The organism is Pseudomonas sp. NBRC 111139, from assembly GCF_001753955.1.
GTDB lineage: Bacteria > Pseudomonadota > Gammaproteobacteria > Pseudomonadales > Pseudomonadaceae > Aquipseudomonas > Aquipseudomonas alloputida.
The window spans coordinates 25,326-41,873 of the sequence record NZ_BCBP01000016.1 but is presented as its reverse complement, the minus strand read 5'-3'; the positions used below and the strand labels follow the sequence as shown (position 1 = coordinate 41,873).

The following is a 16,548-nucleotide window of genomic DNA, read 5'->3' as shown; positions in this document are numbered from 1 at the left end:
AAAGGGCACTGGGCATTACCGATCAGAGGCGGCTTGCCCGAGAGGAGGCCAGTAGCTTCAACTCCTCATTCTGGTTTTTTCAGCACCAAGGTCAGGATGTCATAGCTGGCCACCAACTCACCCAGCTGATTGGTCACCTCCACATCCCACGCCACCACCCCCTGCGGCTGCCCCAGCGGGCTGGTCTTGCCTTGGTCGATCTTGCGCTTGCAGGTCAGGCGCGCCTGGATAGTATCGCCAATGCCCACCGGGTTGATGAAGCGCAGGGTGTCCAGCCCATAGTTGGCCAGCACCGGTCCGGCACCGGGCGACACAAACAGCCCGGCCGCTGCCGACAGTACGAAGTAACCGTGGGCAATGCGCTTACCGAATTGCGACGCCTTGGCGGCGATTTCGTCGAAGTGCATGTAGAAATGGTCGCCTGACAGGCAGCCGAAATTGACCAGGTCAGCTTCTGTCACGGTGCGGCGATGGGTGAGCAGCGACTCGCCGACACGCAGCTGCTCGAAGTAGCGACGGAACGGGTGCACGTCGGTTTCGATCACTTCGCCGCCGCGCACGTACTCGCCGGTGACCGCCGTGAGCATGCTCGGCGAGCCTTGTACGGCGGCGCGTTGCAGGTAATGCTTGACCGCACGCAGGCCACCCAGCTCTTCACCACCACCGGCGCGGCCCGGGCCACCGTGCTTGAGCTGCGGCAGCGGCGAGCCGTGCCCAGTGGACTCCTTGGCAGCCTGGCTATCGAGCACCAGCAGACGGCCATGCCAGGCAGCAGCCACCGGGATAGCCTTGGCGGCCACGCTGCGGTCGGCGGTGACCAGGGTCGCCACCAGGCTGCCTTTGCCACGGGCAGCCAGTGCCAAGGCTTCGTCGAGGTCGTCATAGGCCATCAGCGTACTGACCGGGCCGAACGCTTCGATATCGTGGGCGCCGCCCTCGGCATGTGGGTCGCGGGCCTGCAACAAGGTTGGCGCAAAGAACGCGCCTTCAGCCACGCCTTCGCCACGCGGGGCAAAGCCATCGCTGGCGCCGAACAGCTGATCACAACTCTGCAGCAGGCTGCGCACCCGCTCGCCGACATCGCGCTGCTGGTCATGGGAGGCCAGGGCCCCCATGCGCACACCTTCCAGGGACGGGTCGCCAACCACGACCTTGCTCAAGCGCTCGCGCAGGCGGGTGGCGACGGCATCCAGGTGCCTGGCCGGGACGATCGCACGGCGGATGGCGGTGCACTTCTGCCCGGCTTTAGTGGTCATTTCACGCACCACTTCCTTGATGTACAGGTCAAACTCTTCGCTGTCCGGTGTCACGTCCGGGCCGAGGATGGCGCAGTTGAGCGAGTCGGCCTCGGCAGTGAACGGCACCGAGTTGCGAATCAGGTTGGGCGTCACGCGCAATTTGGCAGCGGTATCGGCGGAGCCGGTGAAGGTCACCACGTCCTGCCCCTGCAGGCGGTCGAGCAGGTCGCCGGTGCTGCCGATAACAAGCTGCAGGCTGCCTTCGGGCAGCAGGCCGGAGGCATTCATCAGGCGTACCACGGCCTCGGTCAAATAGCTGGTCGAGGTCGCTGGCTTGACGATGCAGGGCATACCGGCCAGGAACGTCGGGGCAAACTTTTCCAGCATGCCCCAGATAGGGAAGTTGAACGCGTTGATGTGCACCGCAACGCCTGCCCGTGGCACCAGGATGTGACTACCGGCGAAATGGCCTTGTTTGCCCAACGGTATGGCAGGCCCTTCGTGCACCAGGTTACCCGACGGCAGCTCGCGGCTGCCGATGCCGGCATAGGAGAACAGCGTGGCGTTGCCGCCTTCGATATCGATCCAGCTGTCGGCCCGGGTGGCGCCGCTGTGGTGCGACAGGGCGTAGAGCTGCTCCTTGTGCTCGGCCAGGTACAGGGCCAGGGCTTTGAGGCGTTGGGCACGTTGTTGGAAATCCATGCCCATCAGCGAGGCAAGACCGCGTGCACGCGCGTAGTCCACAGCTTCGGCGAAGTCCGGGCGCTCTTCATGGCTGTAGGCCAGGACGTGGCCGTCGAGGGCGCTGCGCAGGGCCTGGGCGCCGTGCTGGCCGAGCCAACGGCCGGCGATGAAACTTTGCAGAGTAGGGGCGGCAGACATGCTGTTCTCCATGCTGTTCAAAATGTGAGGGGTGCTGTTACCACAGCGCCAGGGTGTAGCCGATGATCAGGCGGTTTTCGTCCACGGCGTTGGTCAGGCCGTTGCCGGAGCGGAAGGTGACATTGCGCCAGCGCAGGCTGACGTCCTTGAACGGGCCACTCTGGATGACATACGTGATGTCGGTGTCGCGCTCGCGCTCACGGCCATTGGTTACGGTGGCAGTTTCCGCGTGGCGACCGTCGGTGTAGCGGGTCATGAAACTCAGGCCGGGGATGCCCATGGCAACGAAGTCGTAGTCGTAACGCACTTGCCAAGCGTCCAGCCCGGCCCGGGTGAAGGTGTTATAGGTGACCAGGTTGACGGTGAACGGGTCGCCGCCGTTGACGAACGGGAAGGCGCTGTCACCAGACATCTGCTGCCAGGTGGCGGTGAACTTGTGTGCCCGCACGCCCAGGGTGAACATGGCGTTGAAGTTACGGTTGTCGATGTTGCCGGCACGCTCGGCACCGTCGTTGCGGCTGTCGAAGTAGCGCAGGTCACTGCGCAGGCTCAGTCCTTCTGCCAGTGGGCGGGTGTCGATCAGACCGACGAACTGCTGACGGTAGATGTCCTGGAGCTTGGCGTAGTAATAGCTGACCGTGGTTTGCGGGGTGATGGCGTAGCTGCCACCGCCAAAGTCCAGGTGGTCACTGCTGGCAGCGCCATAGCCGATGTCGTCGCGGCCAGACGAATCCCGCAGGTTGGCCTTGGTCAGGCGTCCGGCATTGAAGGTGAGGCCATCGAGGTCCTGACTGGTGAGCAGGCCACCCTGGAAGGTGGAGGCCAGCAGGCGGGTGTCGTTGTACACCACCACCGGCAGGATCGGCTGCAAGGTGCCCACCCGCAAGGTGCTCTTGGACACGCGAACCTTGCCGGTCAGGCCTAGCTCGCTGTAGTCATCGACCGGTTCGTGGCTGTTCGGGCCAAAAGGCAGCAGGCCGGTATTGCGACGGTCGCGGCTGGAGTCGAGCTTGATGCCCAACTGGCCCAGCGCGTCCACGCCAAAGCCGACCGGGCCCTCGGTAAAGCCCGACTCCAGCTTGGCGGTAAAGCCTTGGCCCCATTCCTCGGCCTTGGCCTGCGGGGCGTTGCTCTGGCGAAAATCACGGTTGATGTAGTGGTTGCGCAGCTCCAGGCGTGCATGGCTGTCGCCGATGAAGTCGGCCAGCGCGGGCATCGGCAGGGCGAAGGTGGCCAGCCAGGCGGCTGACAGGAAGTGTGTGCGGTTCATTGTTGTTGTTTTACCCGACATGTCTGTTCGTCCTTGAAGTCAGTGTTTGCTGGCGCCAGCCGCACCGATACCGGTCATGGAGCGGATGAACTGGCCCAGGTAGCGACCACGCTCTTCAACGGCACGTTCGGAGCTGTCGGTAACCGAGAACACCCAGGCACTGAGGAAGGCCAGGCTCATGGAGAACAGCGCAGGGTTGCTGTAGGGGAACAGCGCCGTTTCGTTGTGCAGCACGTTGACCCACACCGCCGGGCCCAGCACTACCAACAGCACCGCCGAGACCAGCCCGGCCATGCTGCCGCACACCGCGCCGCGGGTGGTCAGGCCTTTCCAGAACATGGAAAGGAGCAGCACCGGGAAGTTGACCGAAGCGGCCACCGCCAGCACCAGGCCGGAAAGAAAGGCAATGTTCTGCGACTCGAACATCAGGCCCAGGATCACCGCCAGCAGGCCGATGACCAGCGTGGCAATGCGTGACACGCGCATTTCCTCTTGCTCGGTCGCCTTGCCTTTGCGCATCACGCAGGCATACAGGTCGTGGGACACCGCCGATGCCCCGGACAGCGCAAGGCCAGCGACCACAGCCAGAATGGTGGCGAAGGCGACGGCAGAGATGAAGCCCAGGAACAGGTTGCCACCCACGGCCTGGGCCAGGTGCACGGCGACCATGTTGCCGCCACCGATGATGGCGCCAGTGGCGTCGCGGTAGGACGGTTCAGTGCCGACCATGACGATGGCGCCAAAGCCGACAACGATCAGCAGCAGGTAGAAGTAACCAATGAAACCGGTGGCGTAGAACACGCTCTTGCGTGCTTCCTTGGCATCACTGACAGTGAAAAAGCGCATCAGGATATGCGGCAGGCCAGCGGTGCCGAACATCATGCCCAAACCGAGGGAAATGGCGTCCACCGGGTTGGACAACAAGCCGCCTGGGGCCATGATCGCCTGGCCCTTGGCATGCACGGCCACGGCACTGGCAAACATGGCCTCGGTGCTGAAGCCGAAGTGCTTGAGCACCATGAAGGCCATGAAACTGGTGCCAGAGAGCAGCATTACCGCCTTGATGATCTGCACCCAGGTGGTGGCGAGCATGCCACCGAAGGTGACATAGGCAACCATCAGCACACCGACCAGCATCACGGCGTACAGGTAGCTGATGCCGAACAGCAGCTCGATCAGCTTGCCGGCGCCGACCATTTGCGCCACCAGGTACATCAGCGCCACCACCAGGGTGCCGAAAGCCGAGGTCAAGCGCACCGGGGTTTGCGCCAGCCGGTAGCTGACCACGTCGGCAAAGGTGTACTTGCCCAGGTTGCGCAGGCGCTCGGCAATCAGGAACAGGATGATCGGCCAGCCCGCCAGGACACCAAGGGCATACAACAGACCGTCGTAGCCGTTCATGAACATCATCGCGGAAATGCCCAGGAACGAAGCGGCACTGATCATGTCGCCAGCGATCGCCAGGCCGTTCTGCATACCGGTCAAGCCGCCCCCGGCGGTGTAGAAGTCACTGGCCGAGCGGGTGCGCAGGGCAGCCCAGCGGGTGACCAGCAGGGTGAAGCAGACAAACACCATGAACATCGAAATGGCGGTCCAGTTCATTGTGCGCACTCCTGCTTGACCTTGTCGTTGAGCGGGTCGAGCACGTTGTTGGCGCGGTGCACATAGATGCCGGTCAGGGCAAAGGACAGCAGCACCATCAACACGCCCACCAGCATGCCGACCGTGGTCACGCCGCCGCTGAGGGACTGGCCGAGGGTGCTGGGCGAAAACGCAACCAGCAGGACGAAGCCGTAGTAGACGACCAGCATGGCCAGGGTCAGGCTGCCGTTGAGGCGGCGCTTGCGCCGCACCAGGTGCTGGAAGTCGGGGTGGTTGGCGATGCTTTCTATGCGTTCGGGTGTCATGGCAAGCGATCTCTTGGTTTTGTAATTGTTGTGTTGAGGTCACGCGGGGTATTGCGTTGTTGCTTAGGCCCTCTTCGCAGGTAAGGATGCTGCCCCAAGGCCCTGCGCAGGCCCTGTAGGAGCGGGTTTACCCGCGAAGCAGTCGACCCGGTCTACAACTGGTCGAAGTCAAGCACCACCCTGTCGCTCACCGGGTAGGTCTGGCACGACAGCACATACCCGGCCGCCACTTCGTAATCTTCGAGGGCATGGTTGCTGTCCATCTCCACTTCGCCCTCGATCACCCGGCACTTGCAGGTGGAGCACACACCGGCCTTGCACGAGTAGGGCAGCTCGGCACCAATGGCGTTACCGGCGTCCAGCACGTTCTGGGTGTTGCGCGGCAGGTCGAAAGCAAGGGCACGGCCGTCGCTGATCACGGTGATGTGGCTAAGCGCCGAATCCACCTGGCGTGCCGCCTCACGGGCTTCGCGGCGGGCCTCGCTGCCGGCGGCGGCGAACAGCTCGAAGTGGATGCGTTCCTTGGCCATGCCGTTGGCCTGCAGGCTGTCACGCACGGTCTCGGTCATCGCCTGCGGGCCGCAGATGAATGCTGCGTCCAGGCCGGCAACGTCCAGCCAGCGCGAAAACAGCTGGCCGCATTTGTCGGCGTCGATGCGGCCGTTGTACAGGTCAACATCCTGCTGTTCGCGGCTGAACACGAAAATCAGGTTCAAGCGGTCGAGGTAACGGTTTTTCAGGTCTTCGAGCTTGTCGCGGAACAGCGCCCCCGAACTGGAGCGGTTGCCGTACAGCAAGGTGAAACGGCTGTGCGGCTCGCTGGCCAGCGTAGTGGCGATGATCGACAGTATCGGGGTGATGCCGCTGCCGGCGGCCACACCCAGATAGTTGCCCTGGCGAGCCGGGTCCAGCGGCACGAAGAAGCTGCCCGATGGCGGCATCACTTCCAGCTGCTGGCCTTCCTTGAGCACCTCATTGGCAAACGCCGAGAAGCGCCCGCCCGGCACGCGCTTGACGGCCACGCGCAGTTCGCCGTCCTGTACGGCGCTGCAGATGGAGTAGGAGCGGCGGACTTCTTCGTTATCCAGCTGGGTGCGCATGACCAGGTACTGGCCCTGAGTGAAGCGGAACTGGTCCTGCAGGTGCTCGGGCACATCGAAGGCAATCGATACCGCATCACGGGTCTCATTGCGCACTTGCTTGATGGTCAGGCTGTGAAACTGGCTCATGGTGGTCTCCACGGCTCAAATGCATTTGAAATAGTCGAATGGCTCCAGGCACTCGCGGCAGCGGTACAGCGCCTTGCAGGCCGTGGAGCCGAACTGGCTGAGCAATTCGGTATGGGCGCTGCCGCATTGCGGGCAGCACACCTGGGGGGCTTCGCCGAGCAGGCTGCGCTTGCTGGCGCTGCCTTGCGGCGGCGCAATGCCATAAGCGCGCAGGCGCTCGCGGCCCAGTTCGCTGATCCAGTCGGTGCTCCAGGCCGGGGTCAGCCGGCGCTCCAGGTCTGGCGCGGTGAAACCGGCCTGTTCCAGCGCCTGGCGGATATCTCCTTCGATGACTTCGGTGGCCGGGCAGCCAGAGTAGGTCGGGGTGACCACCAGGTGCAGGTGGCCGGCGCGCCAATCGACATCGCGCACGATCCCCAGGTCGACCACGCTGACCACCGGCACTTCAGGGTCCATGACCTGGCCCAATACCGCCCAGGCACGAGCCAGGTCGTCGCCTTGCTGTGCCCGCGCGCCGCGGTCGCCGGCAATCAGTTCACCAGGTTGCATCGGGGTAGGCCCTTGGCAGGAACTGCATTTCGGCCAGCAGCAGGCCCAGATGCTCGGTGTGCAGGCCTTTGCGGCCATCCAGGTAGAAGTGGCTGGCGGCCTTGGGCAGCGGCAGTTCGACCGAAGCAAACGTCGCGGTGACCTGCTTCAGCCAGGTGGCGCCGACGGTAGCGGGATCGGCGCCGATACCGCATTCGGCCAGACGGACTTCGTTGTCGCTGCCAGCGGTGAGTTCAACGGTGAAGCGCCACAGCACCGGGATAGCGGCAAGCATGCGCTGGCGGCTGGCATCGGTACCACCGCCCAGGCGTTGTACCCATTCGCTGGACCGGCGCAGGTGGTAGGTGACTTCCTTCAGGGCCTTGGCGGCAATACCGGCGATTCGCGAGTCGCTGGACTCGACCAGCTCCTGCAGCACGGCGAAGTGCCACGCGTCGTAAAGGAACTGCTTGGTCATGGTCACGGCAAAATCACCGTTGGGTTGCTCGACCAGCAGCAGGTTGCGGTAGGCGCGCTCGTCACGGCGGAACGCCAGGGCATCGGCATCTCGGCCATCGTCGAGCAGCTCGGCGGCATACTCCAGCCAGTTGCGGGCCTGACCGACCAGATCGAGACCGACGTTCATCAGGGCCAGCTCTTCCTCGATGGCCGGGGCGCGGCCACACCATTCACAGAGGCGCTGGCCCTGGACCAGGGCGCTGTCGCCGAGCAACAGCAGATAGGGGATAAGGGCTTCTTTATGCATGGCCCACCTCACATGTGTCCGACTTCGTCGGGCAGCTCGTAGAAGCTGGCATGGCGATAGACCTTGTCGTCCGAGGGGGCGAACAGCGGGTCTTTCTCGTCGGGGGAGGAGGCGGTGATCAGCGCCGAAGGCACCACCCACAGGCTCACACCTTCGCTACGGCGGGTGTAGAGCTCGCGGGCGTTCTCGATGGCCATGGCGGCATCGGCGGCGTGCACGCTGCCGACATGCTTGTGGTTAAGGCCGTGCTTGCTGCGCACGAACACTTCGTAGAGGGTCCAGACAGACATTTTCGATCTCCGCATCAATCGCCGCTCAGGCGGCGTTCTTGTTCTGTTGCTTGCGCGCATAGGCCACGGCGGCCTCGCGTACCCAGGCGCCATCCTCGATGGCCTTGCGCCGGGTGGCGACACGTTCCAGGTTGCACGGGCCATTGCCCTTGATCACTTCGTAGAACTCGTCCCACTGGATTTCGCCAAAGTCGTAGTGGCCGCGCTCGGCGTTCCACTTCAGCTCAGGGTCAGGCGCAGTGCAGCCAAGCAGCTCCAACTGCGGAACGGTCTGGTCGATGAAGCGCTGGCGCAGTTCGTCGTTGGTCTGGCGCTTGATCTTCCAGGCCATCGACTGGGCGCTGTTGGGCGAGTGTTCATCGCTCGGGCCGAACATCATCAGCGCCGGCCACCACAGGCGGTTGATGGCGTCCTGAACCATGTCGCGCTGGGCTTGGGTGCCCTGGCGCATCATGGTCAGGAGCATTTCGTAGCCCTGGCGCTGGTGGAAGCTCTCTTCCTTGCAGATACGGATCATCGCGCGGGAGTAGGGGCCGTAAGAGGTGCGCTGCAGCACCACCTGATTGACGATGGCGGCGCCATCCACCAGCCAGCCCACAGCGCCCATGTCGGCCCAGCTGAGGGTGGGGTAGTTGAAGATGCTCGAGTACTTGGCCTTGCCGCTGTGCAGTTTGTCGATCTCTTCGTCGCGGTCAGCCCCCAGGGTTTCCATGGCGCTGTACAGGTACAGGCCGTGACCGGCTTCGTCCTGAATCTTGGCCATCAGCTGCAGTTTGCGCTTGAGGCTTGGGGCACGGGTAACCCAGTTGCCTTCGGGCAGCATGCCGACGATTTCAGAGTGGGCGTGCTGGGAGATCTGCCGGATGAGGGTCTGGCGGTAGGCCTCGGGCATCCAGTTCTTGGCTTCGATCTTGATTTCGGCGTCGATCTTTTCCTGGAAGTTGCGTTCCTCGGGGGACATTTCTTCCAGCGTCTTGACGCGCTTGACTCCGGTTTCCACTAGCTGTGCGTACATGTGCTGCGACTCCTGCTAAGGCATGAGTCATTTGTAAGCGATACAAAACATAACGTCAAACACATTTATGTGTATCAAGTGATATTTGTGTATCACATTGCCGGCCAAGGGGCTGTTGCAGCCCACTCTCGGCACAAGGCTGCGCCTGCATCGCGTGCCCGAGGGAACGCAGGCAAAAAAAAGGCCCCGGGCAATGCCGGGGCCGAAATGGCAGCCGATTGGGTCAGCTGGCCAACCGTTTGTCGAACACATGGCACGCCTTGCCCTCGGAGCGCTTGAGCGTGCCGCAGGGTTGTAGGTGCACCTGGGTGCTGATGCCGATGTAAGTCTTGATCTGTTTGGTCAACTCCCCGACGACCAGCTTGCGCTGGCCTTCGTCAAGGTGCTGGCACTCTGCGCGCAGTTCCACATGCACTTGGACACTGTCCAGGTTTCCATTGCGATACAGATGGATCTCATACAGCTCTGAAAGCTGTTTTATTTTTAGGACCTGCTCCTCGATCTGGGTCGGGAACACATTGACCCCGCGAATGATCAGCATGTCGTCACTGCGGCCGGTGATCTTGCCGATCCGCCGCATTGGCCGAGCGGTGCCCGGCAGCAGCCGGGTGAGGTCGCGGGTGCGGTAGCGCACCATCGGCAATGCCTCTTTGCTCAGCGAGGTGAATACCAGCTCGCCCAGCTGGCCATCCGGCAGTACCTCGCCGGTAGCAGGGTCGATGATCTCGGGATAGAAGTGGTCTTCCCAGATGGTCGGGCCGTCCTTAGTCTCTATGCACTCCATTGCCACCCCGGGCCCCATGATTTCCGAAAGGCCGTAGATATCGAGGGCATTGATGCCCAGGCGCTGCTCAATTGAACGGCGCAGCTCGTCGGTCCACGGCTCGGCACCAAAAATGCCCAGGCGCAGCTTGAGGTGGTGGGGGTCGATGCCCTGGCGCTCGATTTCATCAGCCAGGTTGAGCATGTAGGACGGGGTGACCATGATGATGTCGGGCTGGAAGTCGCGAATCAGCTGCACCTGCTTTTCGGTCTGGCCACCGGACATGGGGATCACGGTGCAGCCCAGGCGCTCGGCGCCGTAGTGCGCGCCGAGCCCGCCGGTGAACAGCCCGTAGCCGTAGGACACATGCACCTTGTCACCTTTGCGCCCGCCGGCCGCACGAATCGAACGGGCAACCACATTGGCCCAGGTGTCGATATCGTTCTGGGTGTAGCCGACCACAGTCGGCTTGCCGGTGGTGCCACTGGAGGCATGCAGGCGCACCACTTCTTCCTGGGGCACGGCAAACATGCCGTAGGGGTAGTTGTCGCGCAGGTCGTTCTTGCCGGTGAAGGGGAACTTCGCCAGGTCTTCCAGGCACTTGAGGTCATCGGGGTGGGCGCCGCACTCGGCAAAGCGCTGGCGGTACAGCGGCACATTGTCGTAGGCGTGCTTCAGGCTCCAACGCAGACGCTCCAGCTGGTGCTGGCGCAGGGCGTCGACGCTGGCGGTTTCCATCGGGTCCAGCAGGGCACGATCGGCATCATGGTACATGTTCATGGCTTCACTCGAATTGTTCTTGTACGCCGCGCGCCAGCGGCTGCAGGCCACGCGGTGAGTGTCATGGAGGCAGCATATACGGCTGCGTTCAGTTCGGTAACAAGCGCAGGGCCCGAACCGCTCAGAGGCGCTCGATGATCATGGCGATGCCTTGACCTACACCGATGCACATGGTGCACAGGGCGTAGCGGCCGGCCGTTTCTTCAAGCTCGTGCAAGGCAGTGGTCACCAATCGAGCACCGCTCATGCCCAGTGGATGGCCCAGGGCGATGGCGCCGCCGTTGCAGTTGACGCGTGGGTCGTCGTCGGCCAGGCCCAGCTCGCGCAACACGGCCAGCCCTTGGGCGGCAAAGGCCTCATTGAGTTCGATGACATCCAGGTCAGCCAGTGCCAGGCCGGTGAGCGCCAGCACCTTGCGGGTCGCAGGCACCGGACCAATACCCATCAGCCTGGGCTCAACCCCGGCCACCGCCATGCCGACGATGCGGCCGCGGGCCTTCAGCCCATGGCGGCGGGCCGCGGCGCTGCTGGCCAGCAGCAGGGCGCAAGCGCCGTCATTCACGCCGGAGGCATTACCCGCTGTTACGCTGCCGCCTTCACGAAACGGCGTCCCGAGCCGAGCCAGCTGCTCCAGGGTCGTGTCGCCACGCGGGTGCTCGTCATGCTCGACCACTTTGGCTGGGCCTTTGCGTTGCGGGATTTGGACCGGCACGATTTCCCGCGCCAGGCGGCCGCGGGCCTGAGCTGCTGCGGCTTTGTGCTGGCTGCGCAGGGCAAAGGCATCCTGGTCGGCGCGCGAGATGCCGAACTGTTCGGCCACGTTTTCAGCCGTTTCCGGCATCGAATCGATGCCGTAGGCGGCCTTCATCAGCGGGTTGACGAAACGCCAGCCGATGGTGGTGTCGAACAGCTCGGCCGCACGCCCGAATGCCTGCTCCGACTTACCCATCACAAACGGCGCACGCGACATGGACTCTACACCACCGGCCAGCATGAGCCCCGCTTCACCGCAGCGCAGCGCACGTGCCGCATTGCCGATGGCATCCAGGCCAGAACCGCACAGGCGGTTGATCGTGGTCCCTGGTACTTCGAGTGGCAGCCCGGCCAGCAGGCTCGCCATGTGAGCCACGTTGCGGTTGTCTTCGCCAGCCTGGTTGGCACAGCCGAAGATAACGTCATCAATGGCTTTCCAGTCCAGTTCGGGGTGACGCTGGATCAAGGCTTTGAGCGGGATGGCCGCCAGGTCGTCGGCGCGCACGCTGCTCAGGGCCCCGGCATAGCGGCCAATGGGGGTACGCACGGCGTCGATGATCAAGGCATCGGCGTGGGTCGGTTCATTCATCTTGCGTCTCCTGCGCCAGCACGGTGCCGCGCACTTTGTAGGATTTGCCATGGAACATCGCCACCAGCTCACCGCGCTGGTTGTCGATGCGCACGTCGTACAGGCCGGTGCGGCCTTTGCGGCTGACTTCGCTGGCGTGGGCGGTGAGCACGTCATCGCGCAGCGCCGGGGCCAGGTAGTCGATGGTGCAGCCCAGCGCCACCGTGGCCTGGTCGTAGCTATTGCAGGCGAAGGCGAACGCCGAATCGGCCAACGCGAACAGGAAACCGCCATGGCAGGTGCCATGCCCCTGGATCATGTCGGCACGTACCGCCATGCGCAGGCTGGCCCGGCCTGGGCCGGCATCCAGCAGGCTGATGCCCAGGCCCTGAGTGGCCGGGTCGCGGGCGTACATGGCGTCGGCACAGGCTTGTGCCAGTTCCACTTCAGTCATGCAGGGTGCCTCCTTTGGCTTCGCAGCGACGTAACAGCAGGGAAGGGCGGTAGCGGCTCTCGCCGTAGCTGCGCTGCAGGTTGTCGAGCACGGCCAGGGTGTGGGCAAGGCCGATGTCTGCGGCCCAGGCCAGCGGGCCGCGGGGGTAATTGACGCCGGCGCGCATGGCCAGGTCAATGTCGGCGGCGCTGCCGACGCCCTGAAGCACCGCATCGGCGGCCTCGTTGGCGAGCATTGCCACGGTGCGCAGTACCACCAGGCCGGGCAGGTCGGCGACACCGGTCACTTTCAGGCCGGCACGCTGCAGCAAGGCTACGGCGTGGTCGCGGGCGCTGTTAGTGGTGTCGGCGGACCAACTGATGGCAAGGCGGGTGGCGCTGCTGTAGTCCAGCGCCAGGTCGAGCAGCACAAGGTTGCGCAGGCCGTCTTCGCGGGCGCGCTGGCTGGCCAGGCGGCCATCGGACAGTGCCAGGGTGGCGTCGCCCACCTGGATCAAGCCACTACCGGCGCGCTGGGTCACGGCAATGCCGCTTTGGCGAAGGCGCTCGACCAGCGGCTGCATCACCCCCAGGTTGCCCTCGACAACGCAGGCCTCTGCGCAGGCGGAGCTGTGCAGTTCCGCCGGCTGCGGGCGCTCGACGCCTTCGGCATAGCGATAGAAGCCTTGGCCGGTCTTGCGGCCCAGGCGACCGGCGTCCACCAGTTCCTTCTGCACCAGCGAAGGCTGGAACCGGAAATCGCCATAGAAAGCATCGAATACTGAACACGTGACAGCGTAATTGACGTCATGGCCAATCAGGTCGGTCAGCTCGAACGCCCCCATGCGAAAGCCGCCAGCGTCACGCATCAGCGCATCCAGGCTGGCGCAATCGGCGGCACCTTCCTGCATCAGGCGCAGGCTTTCGGCATAGAACGGCCGCGCTACCCGGTTGACGATGAAACCGGGTGTAGAGCGTGCATGTACCGGCTGCTTGCCCCAGGCCTGGGCAGTGGCGTAGATGCGTGCGGCCACTGCCGGGTCGGTTGCCAGGCCCGACACCACCTCGACAAGCGCCATCAGCGGTGCCGGGTTGAAAAAGTGCATACCAACCACGTGCTGTGGGCGTTCAAGGCCAGCGGCGAGGCTGGTGATGGACAGTGACGAAGTGTTGCTGGCAAGGATACAGTCGGCTGCGCACAAGGTTTCGAGCTGACTGAACAACGCCTGCTTCACCTGCAGGTTTTCGACGATGGCTTCAATGACCAGGCCGGCATCTGCCAAGGCTTCGAGTGTATCGACCGGGCACAGGCGGGCATTGATCGCTTCGCGTTCAGCGGCCGGCAACGTTCCTTTGTCCACCAGCCGGGCCAGTTGGCGATCGATACCCGTCACCGCCTGGGCGGCAGCACCCGGGCGGTTGTCGTAGAGCTTGACGGGGTGGCCGGCCTGGGCCGCGACCTGGGCGATACCGGCGCCCATGGCGCCGGCACCGATCACCGCCACCTGCACATTGCTTGCGAGTGCGCCCATGTTCAGCGCCCCTTGAAGGCTGGCGTGCGTTTGTTCATGAAGGCGCTCACGCCTTCGCGGTAGTCCTCGCTGCGCCCGGCCAGGCGCTGCAGGTCTCGCTCCAGCTCCAGCTGCGCCTCAAAACCGTTGTCGAAACTGGCATTGAGGCTGCGCTTGATCAGTGCCAGGCCGTAGGTGGGCTGGGCGGCGAGCTGGCGGGCGAGGGTGAGGGCTTCGTCACGCAGCGCGGCATCATCCACCACGCGGTGGATCAACCCCCATTGCTCGGCCTGTTCGGCGCCAAGGCGCTCGCCCAGCATGGCCAGCGCCTTGGCCCGGGCCATACCGACCAAGCGCGGCAGCAGCCAGGTACCGCCGGAGTCCGGCACCAGGCCGATCTTGCAGAAGGCCTGGATGAAACTGGCCGAGCGGGCGGCCAGCACCAGGTCGCAGGCCAAGGGAATGTTGGCACCGGCACCGGCCGCCACGCCGTTGACCGCACAGATCACCGGCAAAGGCAGGTCGCGCAGGGTGCGTACCAGCGGGTTGTAGAACTTGTCGATCGATTGGCCCAGGTCCGGCATTTCGGCGCCTGGGGCAACGTTGCGGTCGGACAGGTCCTGCCCGGCGCAGAAGCCGCGGCCTTCAGCCGTCAGCAGCAGCACCCGCGCGTCACTGCTTTGGCGCACTTGCTTGAGCGCTTCGCGCACCTCCAGATGCATGGCCGTATTGAAGCTGTTCAGCTGCTCGGGGCGGTTCAATGAAAGGAAGGCAACGCCGTCCTCGATGGAAAACAGGATGTGCTGGAAAGTCATGACAGGCTCGCTCCGTCAGTCGAGAGAATGATGGTCAGCGCCCCTGGAAACGGGCTTGACGCTTTTCCTGGAAGGCGCGGATGCCTTCATCGCGGTCGGCGGTGCCAGCCAGCAGGGTGAAGGCATGGCGCTCGAAGCGCAGGCCGCTGGCCAGGTCGGTATCACCGGCCTTCAGTAACGCCTCCTTGGCCAGGCGCACGGCCAGCGGCGCTTTGGCGGCGATGCTGCGGGCAACCTGCATGGCGCGTTCTACGGTGAGTTCGGGCTGGGTGATTTCGCTGACCAGGCCGGCCTGCTGGGCGCGGTGGGCAGTGATGGCTTCCCCCGTCAGTACCATCTGCATGGCCAACGGCTTACCGACGGCACGCAACAGGCGCTGGGTGCCGCCAGCACCGGGGATGATGCCAAGGTTGATTTCCGGCTGGCCGAAACGGGCGTCGGTACCGGCGATGACGATGTCGGCGCACATTGCCAGTTCACAGCCGCCACCCAGGGCATAGCCGTTGACTGCGGCAATCAGCGGTTTGGCGAATGCGGTGATGCTTTGCCAATGCGCTACGCGCGGGTCATTGAGGATGCCGACCAGGTCGCGATCAGCCATCTCGCGGATGTCGGCGCCTGCGGCGAATGCTTTGGCACTGCCGGTAATCACTGTGGCCCGGACATGCTCGTCGTCCCCGGCAGCCTGCAGCGCAGCAGCCAGTTCTGCCAGTAGCTCGGTGCACAGGGCATTCAAGGCCTCGGGCCGTTGCAGGGTAATGAGCTGAACGCCGTGTTCGGGCGCCTGCACATCGATATATCGCGGCATGTCGGGTTCCTCTGGCTGCACGCACGGCACATCGCGTGGCCGGCATTTTTTGGAATTGTTTGCAGGGGCGTAATGCGGGATCACGACCAGGTGAGGTCAGTATATGCTCTATGTGATACATCAATGCAAGTTTCAAAATGTATTCGCGTATCTCTTTTTTATTTTCCAGCGGCCAAAGCCGCAGAGCAATGCCTGCAGAAGAATCGGTTCATCTGGTTATTTTCTGGTATTTAACGCTGGTTTTTGCCTGGCAGAATCAAATCAACACAAGTGATACACGATTGACGACCAAACAGCTTCTGATACAAGATCGAAAGAAATTTCAAATCATTTCAGGAGTGATGCCATGCCTTGCTATCGACTGGACGGCCTGACGCCCGTGGTTCACCCGACAGCCTACGTGCACCCCAGTGCAGTCCTGATCGGCGACGTCATCGTTGGACCCCGCTGCTACATCGGCCCACTGGCATCGCTCAGGGGCGATTTCGGCCGCATCGTGCTGGAGGAGGGCGCCAACTTGCAGGACACCTGCGTGATGCACGGTTTCCCGGGGGGCGACACCGTAGTAGAGCGTAACGGGCACATCGGCCATGGCGCCGTGCTGCACGGCTGCCGAGTGGGCGAAGACGCGTTGGTCGGCATGAACGCCGTGGTGATGGATGGCGCCCATGTAGCACCACGTTGCATTGTCGCGGCCACTGCCTTCGTCAAGGCAGGCTTCGAATGCGCGGCGCAGAGCCTGGTGATGGGGTCGCCAGCCCAGGTCAAACGCCCACTGACCGATCAGGAGCTGGCCTGGAAACAGCGCGGGACGGCGGAGTACCAGCACCTGGCGCAGCGCTGCATGAACAGCATGGTCGAATGCCCGCCGCTGGCCGAGGCAGAGCCGGGACGCCCGCGCATGGAAGACACCGGGGTCAGGCCCAAGGGCCAGGCGAGCGCATGAGCCTGGCAGCGACACGCAATGGCCAGGCGGCCCACCGCACAGGTATA

General features: G+C 63.8%; 16 protein-coding genes and 1 pseudogene. 2 read left to right on the top strand and 15 right to left on the bottom strand.

Annotated elements, in window-relative coordinates:
* Positions 1-65 precede the first annotated feature (65 nt).
* The 15 genes and pseudogenes from paaZ to paaF all read right to left on the bottom strand — a co-directional run bounded on the left by paaZ (position 66) and on the right by paaF (position 15,555).
* Positions 66-2,120, bottom strand: a complete 2,055-nt coding sequence (gene paaZ / locus BJQ17_RS02030; RefSeq protein ID WP_070095432.1) for a phenylacetic acid degradation bifunctional protein PaaZ — start codon at positions 2,118-2,120, stop codon at positions 66-68.
* Positions 2,121-2,157: 37 nt separating this feature from the next.
* Positions 2,158-3,390 carry an OprD family porin gene (locus BJQ17_RS02025; protein ID WP_070095431.1) on the bottom strand — a complete coding sequence of 411 codons (1,233 nt, stop codon included), beginning with the start codon at positions 3,388-3,390 and terminating at the stop codon, positions 2,158-2,160.
* A 39-nt stretch (positions 3,391-3,429) separates the two neighbouring features.
* Positions 3,430-4,998, bottom strand: a pseudogene (locus tag BJQ17_RS02020) (cation acetate symporter); the annotation flags it as partial.
* A complete protein-coding gene (locus BJQ17_RS02015; RefSeq protein WP_004374508.1) occupies positions 4,989-5,297 on the bottom strand; it encodes a DUF485 domain-containing protein in 309 nt (102 codons plus the stop codon). The gene BJQ17_RS02015 and the pseudogene BJQ17_RS02020, both read right to left, overlap by 10 nt.
* Before the next feature lie 152 nt (positions 5,298-5,449).
* Positions 5,450-6,526, bottom strand: coding sequence for a 1,2-phenylacetyl-CoA epoxidase subunit PaaE (gene paaE / locus BJQ17_RS02010; RefSeq protein WP_070095430.1), 1,077 nt, complete (start codon positions 6,524-6,526; stop codon positions 5,450-5,452).
* 15 nt (positions 6,527-6,541) lie between these two features.
* The gene (gene paaD, locus BJQ17_RS02005; RefSeq protein WP_004577381.1) at positions 6,542-7,075 is read right to left on the bottom strand and encodes a 1,2-phenylacetyl-CoA epoxidase subunit PaaD; all 534 of its coding nucleotides are present in this window, start codon (positions 7,073-7,075) and stop codon (positions 6,542-6,544) included.
* Positions 7,062-7,820: a 1,2-phenylacetyl-CoA epoxidase subunit PaaC gene (gene paaC, locus BJQ17_RS02000; protein WP_070095429.1), complete on the bottom strand. Its 759-nt coding sequence runs from the start codon at positions 7,818-7,820 to the stop codon at positions 7,062-7,064. The genes paaD and paaC overlap by 14 nt, the downstream gene beginning before the upstream one ends.
* 8 nt (positions 7,821-7,828) lie before the next feature.
* Positions 7,829-8,110 (bottom strand): 1,2-phenylacetyl-CoA epoxidase subunit PaaB, encoded by a 282-nt coding sequence (gene paaB / locus BJQ17_RS01995; protein WP_004374528.1) that lies wholly within the window; start codon positions 8,108-8,110, stop codon positions 7,829-7,831.
* Between the two features lie 25 nt (positions 8,111-8,135).
* The gene (paaA, locus tag BJQ17_RS01990; RefSeq protein WP_004374531.1) at positions 8,136-9,125 is read right to left on the bottom strand and encodes a 1,2-phenylacetyl-CoA epoxidase subunit PaaA; all 990 of its coding nucleotides are present in this window, start codon (positions 9,123-9,125) and stop codon (positions 8,136-8,138) included.
* 223 nt (positions 9,126-9,348) lie between these two features.
* The gene (gene paaK, locus BJQ17_RS01985; RefSeq protein WP_004374534.1) at positions 9,349-10,668 is read right to left on the bottom strand and encodes a phenylacetate--CoA ligase PaaK; all 1,320 of its coding nucleotides are present in this window, start codon (positions 10,666-10,668) and stop codon (positions 9,349-9,351) included.
* 121 nt (positions 10,669-10,789) lie between these two features.
* Positions 10,790-12,010 (bottom strand): 3-oxoadipyl-CoA thiolase, encoded by a 1,221-nt coding sequence (gene pcaF / locus BJQ17_RS01980; RefSeq protein WP_070095428.1) that lies wholly within the window; start codon positions 12,008-12,010, stop codon positions 10,790-10,792.
* Complete coding sequence (paaI, locus tag BJQ17_RS01975) at positions 12,003-12,443, bottom strand: hydroxyphenylacetyl-CoA thioesterase PaaI (RefSeq protein ID WP_012052299.1); 441 nt, start codon at positions 12,441-12,443, stop codon at positions 12,003-12,005. The genes pcaF and paaI overlap by 8 nt, the downstream gene beginning before the upstream one ends.
* Complete coding sequence (paaH, locus tag BJQ17_RS01970) at positions 12,436-13,953, bottom strand: 3-hydroxyacyl-CoA dehydrogenase PaaH (protein ID WP_070095427.1); 1,518 nt, start codon at positions 13,951-13,953, stop codon at positions 12,436-12,438. Before paaH ends, paaI begins: the two co-directional genes overlap by 8 nt.
* A gap of 2 nt (positions 13,954-13,955) precedes the next feature.
* Entirely contained in the window at positions 13,956-14,747 is a 792-nt protein-coding gene (gene paaG / locus BJQ17_RS01965) for a 2-(1,2-epoxy-1,2-dihydrophenyl)acetyl-CoA isomerase PaaG (protein WP_004374541.1), read from the bottom strand.
* A gap of 34 nt (positions 14,748-14,781) precedes the next feature.
* The gene (gene paaF / locus BJQ17_RS01960) at positions 14,782-15,555 is read right to left on the bottom strand and encodes a 2,3-dehydroadipyl-CoA hydratase PaaF (protein WP_070095426.1); all 774 of its coding nucleotides are present in this window, start codon (positions 15,553-15,555) and stop codon (positions 14,782-14,784) included.
* Between the two features lie 137 nt (positions 15,556-15,692).
* Between paaF and BJQ17_RS31540 the strand changes: the two genes are divergently transcribed.
* Both BJQ17_RS31540 and paaY read left to right on the top strand, forming a co-directional pair.
* The gene (locus BJQ17_RS31540) at positions 15,693-15,929 is read left to right on the top strand and encodes a hypothetical protein (protein ID WP_140400497.1); all 237 of its coding nucleotides are present in this window, start codon (positions 15,693-15,695) and stop codon (positions 15,927-15,929) included.
* Positions 15,902-16,501 (top strand): phenylacetic acid degradation protein PaaY, encoded by a 600-nt coding sequence (gene paaY / locus BJQ17_RS01955; protein ID WP_004374546.1) that lies wholly within the window; start codon positions 15,902-15,904, stop codon positions 16,499-16,501. Before BJQ17_RS31540 ends, paaY begins: the two co-directional genes overlap by 28 nt.
* Positions 16,502-16,548: the final 47 nt, after the last annotated feature.